We start from the raw sequence: 14,622 nt of genomic DNA on the forward strand, positions 1-14,622 counted from the left end.
GTCCCCGGTCTCATTTTCAGGGTCTGCGGATGAGTGTCGGCAGATCGTAGAGATAGGCGATGCGCTTGATCGCCTCCTGTAGCGGTTCCAGCGTAACCGTCATCGTATGGCCGCTCGCGTGGATCAGCATGTCGGGCGATGCGCAGATGGCGACATGACCCTTCCAGAAGACGAGATCGCCGCGCTTGAGGTTCGAATAAGCAGCATCAGGCTCGACGATTTCGCCAAGCGAGGCCTGTTGCATGTCGGAATCGCGCAGAGCTTTTCGGCCTGCCACCCACATGGAAAGCTGCACGAGGCCGGAGCAGTCGATGCCGAAGCCCGAGGTGCCACCCCACAGATAGGGCGTGTGAAGAAGGGTTTCCGCGACGGCCACATAGTCCGCCGCACGTTCGCCGATTGGGGCAAGATGACTTGCGATCAGCGTCTCGCCGCTTTCCAGAACGGCATATTTCGTACCGCGCGTCTCGGCCGCGCCGACGATGCGCGTGCGTGAACCGAGCGACAGCGCCTTGGTGTGGGGCAAGCGGAGGTCAGCGCCGGGATAAACAAAGGTGCGCGGCACCACCACCATATGCGTGGCATCGCCCGCCGGGCGTTCCAGCGCGGCAGCGGAGACGTAGCCGGTATAGCCGTCGCGCTCCGCCTGAACCCACGACCAGCCGTCCATTTCCTCGAAGACGCAGACAGAATCCCCAAAGATCATCTGAGTCTGCGGTCCGCTATCCATGCGCGGTTCGGAACGCAGATCGACAACCGGGGCGGAAACCTTCATCGGCGTTCCCGCCGCAAAACGCGCCGCTTCCACCTGACCGGTCAGCCGTTCGTCGGCGAGGTCGGGGCGGTAGGCATTGAGGCGGCGGTCGAGCATGGTCAAAGTGGTAACTCCCTGGCTTTGGCGATCACCAGATCACCCAGTCTTTCAACATAAAGTGCACCGGCGACCGTTCTCTTTACTAGCACATTTCGCCGGTCTTTTTCATCACGATGCCGGGAAACAAGTTCGAGCGCGCCCATCGTGTCGAGCGCGCGGGTAATAACCGGTTTGGTGACATTCAGCTTTGCGGCGAGCCCCCGAACCGTATGCGGCGGGGGCTCCAGATAGATGGTGAGCAAAATGGCTGCCTGTCGCGTGGTGAGATCGGGCATCTCGTCGCGCACCTGTTCCAGCGACAGGGTTCTCAGCAATGTCAGCGCCTGCAACGGCTTCAGCTCAATTGGCATCCGGCTCCACCAAAATGGGGATTGTTTCGGAACCGTTTTATTCAATCTGCTTTCGGCGTTTCAGGCAAGCGGATTCAGCGTGCCGGATAGCGTTCTTTCAAAAGCTGGTAAAGAGCGCGAATAGCTTGCGCTTCGCCGCCGACCGGCGAGGCGGGTTTTTCGACCGGAACCCAGCCGAAAATGTCGAAATGCGCCCATTTTTCAGCCTTCTCGACAAATCTGTCGAGGAAGAGTGCAGCCGTCACCGATCCGGCGAAACCGTCGGTGGTGACATTATTGAGGTCGGCAATCCGCGAGGAGAGTTTTTGCGCATAGGGCTTCCAAAGCGGCATCCGCCACAGCGGGTCCGCCGTTGCATCCGCGTTGTGCGCAATCGAAGCGGCAAGCCCGTCATCATGCGTATAGAAGGGCGGCAGATCGGGCCCGAGCGCGACACGCGCAGCCCCCGTCAGGGTCGCCATGTCAATGAGGAGTGCAGGCTCTTCTTCATCGGCAAGCGCAAGCGCGTCGGCAAGAACCAGGCGGCCTTCCGCATCGGTATTGCCGATTTCGACAGTCAGCCCCTTGCGGCTTTGCAGCACGTCGCCTGGCCGGAAGGCATTTCCGGCAATCGAATTCTCCACCGCCGGGATCAACACGCGCAGCCGCACCGGCAGTTGAGCATCCATGATCATGGACGCGAGGCCCAGCACATTGGCGGCTCCACCCATGTCCTTCTTCATCAGGAGCATGCCGCTTGCCGGTTTGATGTCGAGACCGCCCGTATCGAAACAGACACCCTTGCCAACCAGCGTGATTTTTGGATCGCCTGCCTTGCCCCAGCCAAGATCAATCAGGCGTGGCGCGATAGCGCCAGCACGACCGACCGCGTGGATCATGGGAAAATTCTTCTCCAGAAGCGCATCGCCTTCGATGACGGCAATGTCGGCCTTGTATTTCTTCGCCAGTTCGCGGGCGGCATTTTCGAGCGCATCCGGCCCCATGTCGTTGGTTGGCGTGTTGATGAGGTCGCGCACCAGTGTGACTGCACTGGCGATGCGACGGATTTCGGCTTCGTCCAGACCGTCAGGCAAGGCCAGGCGGATCGCCTTGCCATTGGCCTTGCGATAGCGCGTGAAATTATAGCCGCCCATCAGAAAGCCAAGAACGGCGAGCGCTGCGTCATCGACAGCGCCTTCAAAGTGCCAGTCCCCTTCTGGCAGACTGCGGGCGAGCTTTCCGGCGAGAAGCTTCGACTGGCTGCCCTTTTCCGCGTCTCCGGTTCCAAACAGCGCACCCGATAACGATCCGTCTGCACCGGGAAGGACGAGCACGCGTCCGGCCTCGCCATCAAAACCGTTGGTTCTGGCCCACGCAACGGCCCCGGCGGGAAGCCCGGAAGTGTCCAGGCCGCCTTTCGGCGTAAACCAGATTGGACGGCTTTGTTCTGATTTTCGGGAGAGAAGTTCGACAGACATGATGCTCTTTCTGGCCAGTAAGCGATGTCCGGCAAAAGCGCTTGGATTTTGTCGGAAGTTCACAAAAACAAACAAATAGCGCATCCCGAAAAGTGTGAAACTGCTTTCGGACAAGATGCGCGCTAAAACAAACAGATAGCGCGATTATTGCCGCGCGGAAACCAAAACCGCAATCGCTTTATTAACCAATCATTAGGGTTAACAGATTATTGATTTAACAGGAATTGGGCTTGATGGGGTGCGGGCGTATCGTCCGGCCTTCCAGCTTGCCTCCCGAAAGCGGAAACCGGCTTCGGGAGACATGCCGGGAAATAACAAACTGAAGCGCGACACGCTTTAGCGGGAGAGGCGGGATGCTGAATATCGCTCGAAAAGACGCCATCGCAACACGTCTTGGCTTCGCCTGTATTCTTTCGGCGTTTCTGCTTTCTGGCTGCACATCGGTTGACCGGACCACGACCGGGTCGGTGCGCCGCGCCGCAACCGTTGCCACTTTCGATCATATGAACGACGCGCAGCTTGCAGCCATGGCCGGGCGGCTCGGCGCGCAATATGAACGCAATCCGAAGGATCGCCAGACGGCGCTCAATTACGCCAATGTGCTGGCGCGCCTTGGCCGCAACGATCAGGCGCTTGCCGTCATGCGGGCGCTTGCCATCGTCTATCCGAAGGATCAGGCTGTTCTTGCCGCCTATGGCAAGGCGCTTGCCGGTGCTGGGCAGTTCGACGGCGCGCTCGACGCCATTCGCCGTGCACAAAATCCGGCCTATCCCGACTGGAAACTGGTTTCCGCAGAAGGTGCCATTCTCGACCAGATGGGCCGGAAGGAAGAAGCTCGCGCGACTTATCAAAAGGCGCTGCAGCTTCAGCCGAATGAACCGTCAGTCATCTCCAATATGGGCATGTCCTATCTGCTGGCGGGTGATGCGCGGACGGCGGAAACCTATTTCAAGCAGGCCGCAGCCGCTCCCGGTGCCGACAGTCGCGTGCGTCAGAATCTGGCCCTGTCGGTCGGCCTGCAAGGCCGCTTTCAGGAAGCGGAGGCGATTGCCGCGCAGGAGATTTCTCCGCAGCAGGCCAAGGCCAATACGGATTATCTCCGCTCCATGCTGACCCAGCAGAACTCCTGGAACATGCTCAAGGACAAGCCGAAGGGGTGAAGCTTCTTTTATCAGTTGCCGCCGAACAATCCGCCTTGCGCCGAAATCTGGATGAAGGCAGGGCCGAGGATGACGATAAAGAGCACCGGCAGGAAGAAAACGATCATCGGCACGGTGAGTTTTGGCGGCAGGGCCGCAGCCTTCTTTTCGGCTTCCAGCAGACGCAGGTCGCGGCTTTCCTGAGAAAGCGTGCGCAACGCCTGCGCCACCGGCGTGCCGTAACGCTCGGCCTGGATCAGGGCCTGCGTTACGGATTTAACCGGTTCCAGACCCGTGCGATTGGCGAGATTTTCATAGGCCTGACGGCGCTCCGGCAGGAAGGAAAGCTCGGCATTGGTCAGCATAAGTTCTTCGGCAAGCTCGACGGACTGGATGCCGATTTCGTCGGCCACCCGGCGGAAGGCCGCCTCCGTGGACATGCCCGATTCAACGCAGATCAGCATCAGGTCGAGCGCATCCGGCCATGCCCGCCGGATGGATTGCTTGCGCTTGGTTGCGCGGTTCGAGACATAGAGGTTGGGCGCATAAAAACCTGCATAGCCAGCAAAAATGCAGACGAGTAGGCGAACGAAGAATGTTTGATCGGCAAGCACGCCGAGCATGAAAATATAGATGGCGGCAATGGCCATTGCCCCGAAAGGCAGCACGAAACGCAGGAACAGGAAGATGTTGAGCGGATTTTGCCCCCGGAAGCCCGCCTGCCTGAGCGAAGCGATCGTCTTTTCATCGGCCAGTGCGCGTTTGAGATCGAGTTTTTCAACGAATTCCCGGATGCCCTGCTTCTGTTGATGACGCAGGCTGCTGCGACGGTCGCTTTCGGCGGCGAGACGGGCCCGCTCGCGTGAGCGAATGGCTTCTCGTTCGATGGCGACCGACTTCATGCGTGATTTGAGCGCGCTGCCGCTGAGGACCGGCATAAGGATCGTCACCACGGTTGCAAAAACCGCGACCGTAATCAGGACACCGATTAGAAATTGCGGATCGGACAATTTCTGTGTGAGGAGAGAAATCATTTCCGGTGCCTCACATATCGAAGTTGATCATGTTCTTCATGATGAAGATGCCGGTCAGCATCAGGACAGCCGCAATGCCGAGCAGCATATGGCCGGTCGAAGACGTGAAAAGCAGCGTCATATATTGCGGGCTCGTCAGATAGACGAGAACCATGACAATGAAGGGCAAGGCGCCGATAATCGCAGCTGAAGCCTTGGCTTCCATGGAGAGCGCATTGACCTTGGCCTTCATCTTCTTGCGGTCACGCAGAACCTTTGACAGGTTATTGAGCGCCTCGGAAAGATTACCGCCCGCCTGTGCCTGTATCTGGATGACGATGGCGAAGAAGTTTGTTTCGGGGCAGGGCATTGAATCGGGCATCTTGCCGACCGCTTCGGGGATGGAAAGCCCGATCTGTTGCGCCTCGACCACCTTCTTGAACTCGCTCTTGACCGGTTCCACAGCCTCGCTCGCAATGAGCCGCAAGCCGTCATTGAGCGGAAGCCCGGCGCGGGTTGCGCGCACGATAACGTCGAGCGCATTGGGAAATTCCTCAAGGAACTTCTTCAGCCGCTGCTTGCGCCGGTGCAGCACGAACCAGCGCGGCAGGCCGAAGAAACCGGCAACGGCGATACCCGGCAGGAAAAGCAGCGGCGCGCCGAAAAGCAGCGCGATGAAGGTGACAAGAAAGGCCGCAGCGCCGGAATAGAGATAGAATTTCTGCAAGGTGAGATTGAGCCCTGCCTGCGTCAGCAGGATGCGCAGGGGCGGGTATTTCTGGTTCTTCTCACGCTGCTTTTGCCGGGCTTCCAGATCCTTGATATTGTCCTGCAGCTGTTTGCGACGCTTCTGGATGTCGGCGTTTCTGTCGCGCTCGCTGCGCGTAATCGCCCGTTCCGAGCCGCTGTTGCGTACGGTCTCAAAGCGCCGCGCCGCTTGATCCTTCTTGCCGAGCTTGTCGTAAAAGAGCGCATAGAACAAAGCGGCACAGGCAATGACGGCGAGCACCACGAACATCGCAACGCTGGTCGGCCCCGTCATGCATTGGCCCTTTCCATGCTGTCGAGCACGGAGGCAAGGCGGCTGTCCTCATTATAGTAGCGGGCGCGCTCCCAGAAGGCGGGACGCCCGATGCCGGTCGAGCTATGGCTGCCCAGAATGCGGCCGGAAGCGTCTTCGCCCTTGATATCGTAGAGAACGAGATCCTGGGTGGTGATGACGTCGCCTTCCAGTCCAACCACTTCCGTAATATGGGTGATGCGGCGTGAGCCGTCGCGCAGGCGTGCCGCCTGGATGATGATGTCGACCGAACCGACGATGATCTCGCGCACGGTCTTTTGCGGCAGAACATAGCCGCCCATGGCGATCATGGCTTCCATGCGGTTGAGGCATTCGCGCGGGCTGTTTGCGTGGATCGTGCCCATCGAACCGTCATGGCCCGTATTCATCGCTTGCAGGAGATCGAACACTTCAGGACCGCGCACTTCGCCGACAATGATGCGTTCGGGACGCATGCGCAGGCAGTTCTTGACCAGATCGCGCATGGTGACCTCGCCTTCGCCTTCCAGATTGGGCGGGCGGGTTTCCAGACGCACCACATGCGGCTGCTGCAATTGCAGTTCTGCCGAGTCCTCGCAGGTGATGATGCGTTCATGCGTGTCGATATAGCGTGTCAGGCAGTTCAAAAGCGTGGTCTTGCCCGAGCCGGTGCCGCCGGAAATGATGACATTGCAGCGCACCCGGCTGATGATCTGCAAGAGTTCGGCCCCGGCATTCGATATGGCGCCGAACCGCACCAGCTGGTCCAGCGTCAGCTTGTCCTTGCGGAACTTGCGGATGGTGAGGGTTGGACCGTCGAGCGACAGTGGTGGCGCGATGACGTTGACGCGCGAACCGTCCGGCAGGCGGGCATCGCAGATCGGGCTCGATTCGTCGACGCGGCGTCCCACCTGGCTCACGATGCGCTGACAGATGTTGAGAAGCTGCTGGTTGTCGCGGAAACGAATGCCGGTTTCCTGCAGCAGGCCATCCACTTCGATATAGGTGCGGCGCGAACCGTTCACCATGATATCGGCAATGTCGTCGCGGGAAAGAAGCGGTTCCAGCGGACCATAGCCCAGCACGTCATTGCAGATGTCGTCGAGCAGTTCTTCCTGCTCGGCAATCGACATGACGAAGTTCTTGATGGCGATAATGTCATTGACGATATCGCGGATTTCCTCGCGCGCGGCATCCGGCGCCATGCGGGACAATTGCGACAGGTCAATCGTGTCGATCAGCGCGGAGAAGACCTGCGATTTGGTGTCGTAATAGCTCTCGGTCTTTTCACGTCCTTGCGTGCCAGCCTGGACGGGGGATTTCGCTGGCGTCGAAGGAATGGCTGCCTGTATGCGGGACGATTGCGCTGTTGGCAGGGCCGATGCGGGCATTGCAGCAGGCGTGGCAGGTTTGGGCGCGGGCGGTCGCTTTCCGCTTTCCGGTCCGTTTCCCGTATCGTTACCTCTTCTGCCGAACATGATTCCCTGCCGTTACCTGGTTTTGCGTGCAAACTTGCCGAGAAGGCCCGAAATGCCGCTCTTCTTGCGCGGTTGCACATCAGCCCTGCCGGTCACCACATGCGCGATATGACTGACGGCTTCGGCAACCGGGCTTTCGGGATTGGTCTCTGCGATCATCCGGCCATTATTGGCGGCATTGCCGAAAAGTTGCGGATCGAAGTCGATGGTGGCGATGGGATCGATGCCAAGCGGTTCGGCAAAATCGGCGAGTGCGATTTCCGGTCGCTTCGGAATGCCCATCTGGTTCAGCACCAGATGCGGCTTCACATCGTTGGGGCGCAGCTGCGCCAGCGTGTCGAGGAGGTTCTTCGTATTGCGAAGATTGGCAAGATCTGGCGTTGCGACGATCACGACTTCATCGACCCGCATCAAGGTGGTCCGTGTCCATCCGCTCCAGCCATGCGCCACGTCCAGCACGACCAGCGGAGAATTGCGCTGGGCAACGTCGATCAATTCGGCAAAGGCGTCTTCGGCGAAGTCAAATGTCCGCTCCAGGCTCGACGGTGCCGCGAGGATCGACAGATGGTCGCCATATTGGACGAGCAGCCGGTCGAGATAGACCTCGTCAATGCGTTCCGGCGAAAAGACGGCATCGGCAATACCGAGCGTCGGGTCCTGATCGAAATTGATGTTCGCCGTGCCGAATGGCAGGTCCATGTCCGCCAGCACCACATCGTGCCGGAACATGTTGGAGATCGACCAGGCGACGTTATGGGCGATGGTCGATGCGCCGACGCCGCCTTTCGCGCCGATAAATGCGATGGAGCGGCCGAGCGGTTCCGCGCCGGGATCGAGAAAGATCGAGGACACGATGGCCAGAATGTCAGCGAGTGAAACAGGCGCTACGATATATTCCGAAACGCCGCGCCGCAGCAATTCGCGATAAAGCCAGACCTCGTTGGAGTGGCCGATCACCATGACCTTCGAGCCGGGATCGCAGACCTCCGACAATTGCTGCAATTCTTCAAGCAGCACATTGGGTTCGGACGCCGATTCGACGATGATCAGATTGGGCGTGGAAGCGGTCTGATAGAATTCGATTGCAGCTGCAATGCCGCCCATCATCACTTTCAGATGGGTTTTTGCCATGCGCCGGTCGCCGCCTGCGCGCTCAATCGGAATGGCGACGCTTTCGTTCACGCAGAAAGCCTGGATGGAAATGCGCGGAATAGGACGCACATTTTCAAGCATGATCGGCGCACGACCTGTTTCCGGCGCTTCTTCCTCCGGTTCGAACGCGAAGTTGCTCATGGCGCCCTCTTAATACTCGGCCTGCTGGCTGCGGGGTTCGCGCCAGTTTTGCGTCTGGGCAGGCGACATTTTCACATAGCCTTGATTGCCGTTGAGTCGTGCCGTCGCGCGATCCGAATCGATAGGCGTCATGGTGCGCGGCCCCAGAAGATCGGCCGGATTGGCGACCTGCGCGGCCAGATTGTTCTGCGAGGCGCAGCCAAAATTCGCGTAATGGCGGTTTTCGGGCGTGCTGGCGAGGTCGTCCGGCCAGCGTCCGCACGGCGTGGTGCCTGCCGTGATCGCATAATAGCTGATGCGGATTGGCGCTGCCGCATCGGGGCTTTCGACCGGATAGTTTTCGATGGCGATATTGTTCGCCTTGATGCCGCTGCGACGCAGTGTTGCCGACACTTCGGTGCTGAGCCGATAGGCCGCGGCCTGATTGGACGCGCCTGAAGGCACCAGAACATAAAGCATGCCGGAGCCGTTGCGTCGATAATTGGCGATGGCGCCCTGAACGATGCCGCGTTGCATCGGGCTCAGTTTCCGGTCGGCCTGCGCGACCGGAATATCGGTAACCTGCTCCCGCTCGGCAATCGTGATCGGGTGATTGGTGCGGTAATCGTCCGGCAGGGCACCCACGGTAACATGCTGGCGGTTCGCGCAGCCTGCGAGAAGGGCAAGCGACAGGGCGACGAGCGCTGGCCGGGCCGAAATCCTGAAAAAGCCTTTGGCTGAATAGGTCATGATCTGTCCCCGCTCACTTGTAGATATAACCGACGACGCCGTTGTAGCGACCGGGCGGCAATTTGGTTTCCATCGTGCCGTAAACGCGATTGACCTTGCCGAGTATGTATCCCGCGCCATCGCTGGCCGGGTTGAGGTTGTCGTCAGGCCGCGCAAGCTGCTGACGGGCGACAGGTCGCGCCAGATAGGGCGTTACGATCACCACCAGTTCGGATTCGTTGCGGATGAAATCCTTGCTGCGGAACAGCGCGCCCAGGACCGGAATCTTGGTAAGGCCCGGAAAGCCCGAAACCGACTGGCGCACTTCATCGCGGATCAGGCCGCCGATCATCATGGAGCCGCCGGACGGCAGCTCGACCGTCGTGTCGGCGACGCGTTTGCGCAGCGACAGGACGCTCGCGCCAACGCCTTCCATCTTGTTGGTCGTGCCCGCACCTTCCGTTGTCGGCTCCGACACGGAGGTTCTGATTTTCAGGCTGATGCGTCCCGGCCCCAGCACGGTCGGCATAAATTCCAGACCGATGCCGTAGTTGATCTTGGCCAGCTGATTGGTGCGCTTTCCGTCGTCATCATAGGTCACGCTGTTGATGACATTATATTCGCCGCCGACATTGAAAGCTGCCTTTTCGCCGGAGATCGCGGTCAGCGTCGGCTCGGCCAGGGTCTTCATCACGCCAGCCGATTCCATTGCCCGCAGATAGGCGGAAAAGTTGCTCGTCGCGAGGCCGAAGCCGGTATCGGACAGGTTGTTGCCAATGGCGCCCGCAATGCTCTCGGAAATCCCGCCATAGGAAATGCCGTTCGAAACGCCGCTGCCGCTCATATTGACGCCAAGCTGTTTCATGACCGAGCGGCTCACCTCGGCAACGGTGACTTTCAATGTCACCTGATCTTCGCCTACGATGGTGAGCATATTGACGATGGCGCTCTGGCGCCGTCCCCAGTCAGGGTTATTGATGGCGACGCCGCCGCCATCCGTTGGCGCGGATGCAGTCGTGGTGAACTGGCCGGTTGTAGCCTCGCCGCCAGAAACGAAAAGACCGGCGAGCTTGGCCGCCTGCGCCGAATCCTGCGGGGTCTGAACGGTTCCGGTCAGCACCACATTGTCGTTGATCAATTCGACGCGAATGTCGGAACCGGGAATGAGACGCTTCAGCTGGGACGAGAGCCCGCTCACGTCCCGCTCGATCTCGACATCGATGGATGCAACCTGTTCGCCGTTCGGACCGAAGACGAAGATATTGGTCTGGCCGACCTGCTTGCCGAAAAGATAGATGCGCCGCGAGGTCCGCGTCACCGCATCGGCGATTGAAGGATTGGAGACGAGAACGTCATAGGCATCCTGCGGAAGATCGAGAACGACCGACTTGTTGAGACCAAGCTTGATCGTCTGCGAACGCTGCTGGCCGCCTACCTTGACGATGCCGGCCGCCGCCATTGCGGTCATGTCGGCAAGCGGCATGGAAACGGCGGCAAGCGCGCCGGCTAACAGCGCGATCTTTGCGGAATACGGGCGCACGCGGTTTGTTTTTCTCATGAGCGCGGTCCTATTTCTGTAACGCTGCCGGATTTGATGACCTTGATCGTCCCGCTGCGAGTGGGCGAAGACACCAGATAATCGGCCTGCTTGATATCCTTGTCCTCAACATCCTGCGTCGAGCGAAGCGCCAGGGTCAGGCGGTCGGCCATCTGCTGGGCGACGGTGATGATTTCGGCCTGCTCTGGCGTGACTTCCAGCGTCGCGGTCTGGCCAACCATGACCTTGCGGCCCTGCTCGTCTTCCTGAATGGCCTGATCGATGGCCAGAACCCGCACATTCTGCAGCACGGTTTCCGTGGTGAAAGGCGCTAGCGATTTATCGCCGCTGTCCGGCTTGCGGCGAGTCATGATGACATCGACAAAATCGTTGGGGAGGATGAAGCCGCCAGCCGAGCTTTCGGCATTGATCTGCGTCGCGACGGCGCGCATGCCGGGCGGCAGGATCGACGACATGAAGCTCTGGCCGGGGCCGATAAGTTTGGCCTTGCGGATCGGTTCGCCGGTGAAGAACTGGAGCCGCACCGTGGCGCCGCTCAATTGGTTGATGGCGTCGGGTTCGCTCGCGCGGGTGATATAGCCTTCGCTGATGGCCTCTGCTGGCCAGGGCTGCCAACGCATCTGCGACGTAAGTTCTGCCCCGACACCAAGATTTTCGGTGGCGACGAGCACGTCCTCCAGTTTGATCTGCGGGGCTTCAGGCGCGGCGACGACAGGTGCAGGCGGCGGCGTGGCGAGGTTCATGGCAATATAGCCCGCTCCACCAGCCGCAAGAACGGCTACTCCTAAAATGAGCAGTCGAGCTGATTTCATGATGTGCCCCGCGCAAATCCCCACGCCTCGATGACGTGTTCCAAAATTGCACTGGCAATCGTGTAATTATGGTTAATATAATCTTATTCGCATAAAGAAAGATTGAAATTACACGTGGGCGTTGCGCATTGATGCGCTCAAAATATCCCCGCCATGGAAGCTCTCATCGTTTCTCCGACCGGCGATAGCGGGAACGTCCACAGACCGGCAGCGCCGAGCGCAATGCCATAGGGAATGCCTACGTCCTTGCGGGCCAGCGTTCCCATGAAGGCAAAGCGGTCAGCCAGAAGCGGACGCGGGGCCATCCGGTAGACAATGATCGTGAGCGTGAGCACGCCGCCGAGGATCGAAACCATCACGATATAGTCCATGAGGCCGGGATTGGGGCCGTACCACAAGGCCGTCGCCGCGATGAGCTTGGCGTCTCCGCCACCCATGGCGCGAAGGCAGAAGAGCAAAAAGGTGATGATGAGCGCAATGCCGCCCACCGCCAGATGCCAGCCAAAATCGGAAAGCGAAATGCCGCAAAGTGGCGCGAGCAATAGAAAACCGAGTGTCAGTCCGATGGAAACACGGTTGCGGATCGTCATAGACGTCAGGTCGGTGATCATGGCGGTCACCATGGCCAGAGCGAAGATTGCCGTCATGGCTGTTGCTGTCATTGCCGCCCCCGCGTCGCCTGTGACCGCACCGTTTGCACGGAATTGCTCGCTTATGCTTAGCGGTTTGTCGCCTGCTCGAACTGTCTTGCCGTGTCGTTGAATTTTTCGCCGACACTGCCGGCCATGAGCGCGACGCCGCTGATGATCGCGATGGAAACGAGCGTGCCGATCAGTGCATATTCGATCGCTGTCGAACCGGCCCTGTTCTTCATGAAACGCGTCATCAATGTCGGCATCGCATGCTCCTCGCTGTTCCGATTGCGCTGGTTTTTGGAAGTGCGCTTTAATTTCGGATGTGCTGAAGCATAGGAGAGAGGAATTGTGGCCTTCTTAACGGGTATGGTTAACGAAATGCTGCAGGGCTTGTGAGGCGACGACAATCGCGCGATTGGTTAATCTTTGGCGAATTGCGGGCGCGGTCTGCACTGATGGGGGGGGGCGACTTAATCCTTCCTTCACCAATCCCGTTCATTCTTTGCTCATTATATTGATGGGGCTTCATGAGCTTGGCCCATTATATCAGCGGGGAGAATGTCGCGTGACGCGTCGTTTGTTTTCTTTGGGTGGCTTGGGCATGCTGTCGGCCATGGGCGCTGCATTCATGGCCGTCTCTGCTGGCGCACCGGCATCTGCGGAAGACTATATTGCCCTTGAAACCAGCCAGGCGCGCATCTTGCGGCTGGCCCGTCCCGCCGACAGCGTCGTGATCGGCAATCCGTCGATTGCCGATGCGGTCGTTCAGGACGCGCAGACCATCGTCCTGACCGGCAGGGATTTCGGCGTCACCAATATTGTTGTGATGGACAAGCAGGGCGAACCGATCCTTGATCGCGAACTGGTGGTTTCCCGCAATACACGCGGGACGACGCGAATTTACCGTCAGGCCGAAGTGCAAACGCTTTCCTGCACGCCCTATTGCGAAAAAGCCTCCACGAAAAACGGTTTTGATGACAAATAGCCGTCTTCCGGTGTGAGGTCTGGTTTCCGTTAATACTCTTTCAGGTTGTCCTGTTGTAACGATACGCCCAATCGAATTCAGGCGGAGTTGGGTGGGGTTATGACTATGGGGATTTTGGCACGTCATCTCGCGCGGGCGAGTGAGGGCGTGCGCCGGTTCGCGCGCGCGCAAGACGGCGTGACTGTGGTGGAGTTCTCGCTGCTCATCGTTCCATTCCTGCTCATCGTTTTTGCGACGATCGAAGTCGGCGTGAGTTTTGCGGCGCGTCAGGTCATATCCAATGCGACGGAGAGCGTGGCGCGCAAGTTGCAGACGGCGGGAAAGATCGGCGAGATCCAGATCAAGGACGCCCCGATCAGCGAGGAAGCCCTGCGAACCGAACTCTGCCAGCAAATGCAGTTTATGGTCGCTGCGGGCTGTCCCAATCTTTCGTTCAATCTGGGAACCTATGACGGGTTCGACAAGGTTCCGACGGACGATATTCTCGATGATGAGGGCCGGCTCACACGGACAGGCATTTCCGGTACGAGCGGAACCTCGACAATCAACCAGCTCAACGTGGTTTACGCCTGGCCCTTGCTGACGAACATCCTTTATCTGGTCAAAAGTCCTCATGCGGCTGGCGGCACCATGCCGCTCTTTGCAACCGTCACCTGGCAGAACGAACCCTTTCCGAACTGAAACAACAGCGATCACCAGAGCGGCCAATTGTAATGCGTAATTATATTCGGAAATTTCTGAGTGACCGGCGCGGCTTGGGAGCGGTTGAGTTCGCGCTCATCGCGCCCCTTCTGCTTCTTATTTATCTGGGCTCCGTCGACCTTGCCGACGGGGTGGATACCAACAAGAAAGTGTCGCGCTCGGCGAGCGTGCTTGCCGATCTGGTTGCGCGCCAATTGTCGGTCACGACAAAAGATCTGAACAATATGTTCAATATCGGTCGCGCCTCGCTTCTGCCCTATGGCCGGAGCAGCCCGAAGATAAGGATCACCGCGATCAGGATCGACGGCACGTCAACTGCCAAGAACCTTACGCCGAAGGTCGACTGGTCCTATGCCAATGTCGCGGATTTCGCGGCAAAAAAGGGTGCCGTCGGCGATCTTCCGTCAAACCTCTTGAGTGAGGGATCGTATTTCATCAAGGTCGATGTCGAGCTCGACTACAAGCCGCTCAATGCATGGATTTCCACGAGCATTCCGATGCGCGAAACCTATTATCTGGCGCCACGCTACACGAACACGATCCCCTGCACCAATTGCTGAGCCCTTGGCATTGCGAATA

At 59.0% G+C, this 14,622-nt stretch carries 16 protein-coding genes; 4 read left to right on the forward strand and 12 right to left on the reverse strand.

The annotated features are described in order from the left end of the window. Positions 1–16 precede the first annotated feature (16 nt). The 3 genes from AC0TNJ_RS13995 to AC0TNJ_RS14005 form a co-directional block, all read right to left on the reverse strand. Positions 17–871: a C40 family peptidase gene (locus AC0TNJ_RS13995; RefSeq protein WP_473771619.1), complete on the reverse strand. Its 855-nt coding sequence runs from the start codon at positions 869–871 to the stop codon at positions 17–19. A gap of 2 nt (positions 872–873) precedes the next feature. Then, complete coding sequence (locus AC0TNJ_RS14000; RefSeq protein WP_010657792.1) at positions 874–1,224, reverse strand: MarR family transcriptional regulator; 351 nt, start codon at positions 1,222–1,224, stop codon at positions 874–876. Positions 1,225–1,298: 74 nt separating this feature from the next. Next, the gene (locus AC0TNJ_RS14005; protein ID WP_473771435.1) at positions 1,299–2,681 is read right to left on the reverse strand and encodes a leucyl aminopeptidase family protein; all 1,383 of its coding nucleotides are present in this window, start codon (positions 2,679–2,681) and stop codon (positions 1,299–1,301) included. A 353-nt stretch (positions 2,682–3,034) separates the two neighbouring features. Here AC0TNJ_RS14005 and AC0TNJ_RS14010 point away from each other — a divergent pair, with 353 nt between their 5' ends. Then, positions 3,035–3,841 carry a tetratricopeptide repeat protein gene (locus tag AC0TNJ_RS14010; protein WP_473771436.1) on the forward strand — a complete coding sequence of 269 codons (807 nt, stop codon included), beginning with the start codon at positions 3,035–3,037 and terminating at the stop codon, positions 3,839–3,841. An 11-nt stretch (positions 3,842–3,852) separates the two neighbouring features. On the opposite strand, the gene AC0TNJ_RS14015 is transcribed toward AC0TNJ_RS14010, so the two are convergent. The 9 genes from AC0TNJ_RS14015 to AC0TNJ_RS14055 form a co-directional block, all read right to left on the reverse strand. Beyond that, on the reverse strand, positions 3,853–4,854 hold the full coding sequence (locus AC0TNJ_RS14015) for a type II secretion system F family protein (protein ID WP_473767473.1): 1,002 nt from the start codon (positions 4,852–4,854) through the stop codon (positions 3,853–3,855). Between the two features lie 10 nt (positions 4,855–4,864). Continuing rightward, positions 4,865–5,875, reverse strand: coding sequence for a type II secretion system F family protein (locus tag AC0TNJ_RS14020; RefSeq protein WP_473767472.1), 1,011 nt, complete (start codon positions 5,873–5,875; stop codon positions 4,865–4,867). After that, positions 5,872–7,350, reverse strand: a complete 1,479-nt coding sequence (locus AC0TNJ_RS14025; RefSeq protein WP_473771437.1) for a CpaF family protein — start codon at positions 7,348–7,350, stop codon at positions 5,872–5,874. Before AC0TNJ_RS14025 ends, AC0TNJ_RS14020 begins: the two co-directional genes overlap by 4 nt. A gap of 12 nt (positions 7,351–7,362) precedes the next feature. Beyond that, positions 7,363–8,643 (reverse strand): CpaE/TadZ family protein, encoded by a 1,281-nt coding sequence (locus AC0TNJ_RS14030; RefSeq protein WP_473767470.1) that lies wholly within the window; start codon positions 8,641–8,643, stop codon positions 7,363–7,365. A gap of 9 nt (positions 8,644–8,652) precedes the next feature. Continuing rightward, positions 8,653–9,372: a CpaD family pilus assembly protein gene (locus AC0TNJ_RS14035; protein WP_473771438.1), complete on the reverse strand. Its 720-nt coding sequence runs from the start codon at positions 9,370–9,372 to the stop codon at positions 8,653–8,655. 13 nt (positions 9,373–9,385) lie between these two features. Beyond that, a complete protein-coding gene (locus tag AC0TNJ_RS14040) occupies positions 9,386–10,909 on the reverse strand; it encodes a type II and III secretion system protein family protein (RefSeq protein WP_473771439.1) in 1,524 nt (507 codons plus the stop codon). Next, positions 10,906–11,721 carry a Flp pilus assembly protein CpaB gene (cpaB, locus tag AC0TNJ_RS14045; protein ID WP_122002920.1) on the reverse strand — a complete coding sequence of 272 codons (816 nt, stop codon included), beginning with the start codon at positions 11,719–11,721 and terminating at the stop codon, positions 10,906–10,908. Before cpaB ends, AC0TNJ_RS14040 begins: the two co-directional genes overlap by 4 nt. 137 nt (positions 11,722–11,858) lie before the next feature. Then, complete coding sequence (locus AC0TNJ_RS14050; RefSeq protein WP_473771440.1) at positions 11,859–12,383, reverse strand: A24 family peptidase; 525 nt, start codon at positions 12,381–12,383, stop codon at positions 11,859–11,861. Between the two features lie 56 nt (positions 12,384–12,439). Continuing rightward, entirely contained in the window at positions 12,440–12,619 is a 180-nt protein-coding gene (locus tag AC0TNJ_RS14055) for a Flp family type IVb pilin (RefSeq protein WP_473771441.1), read from the reverse strand. 302 nt (positions 12,620–12,921) lie between these two features. Here AC0TNJ_RS14055 and AC0TNJ_RS14060 point away from each other — a divergent pair, with 302 nt between their 5' ends. From AC0TNJ_RS14060 to AC0TNJ_RS14070, 3 genes are all read left to right on the forward strand, one after another. Further along, a complete protein-coding gene (locus tag AC0TNJ_RS14060; RefSeq protein WP_473767465.1) occupies positions 12,922–13,341 on the forward strand; it encodes a pilus assembly protein N-terminal domain-containing protein in 420 nt (139 codons plus the stop codon). 105 nt (positions 13,342–13,446) lie between these two features. After that, on the forward strand, positions 13,447–14,022 hold the full coding sequence (locus AC0TNJ_RS14065; protein WP_473771442.1) for a TadE/TadG family type IV pilus assembly protein: 576 nt from the start codon (positions 13,447–13,449) through the stop codon (positions 14,020–14,022). Positions 14,023–14,054: 32 nt separating this feature from the next. After that, positions 14,055–14,603 (forward strand): TadE/TadG family type IV pilus assembly protein, encoded by a 549-nt coding sequence (locus AC0TNJ_RS14070; RefSeq protein WP_122002925.1) that lies wholly within the window; start codon positions 14,055–14,057, stop codon positions 14,601–14,603. Positions 14,604–14,622: the final 19 nt, after the last annotated feature.

The sequence above is a fragment of the Ochrobactrum sp. PL_is483 genome, assembly GCF_055816855.1.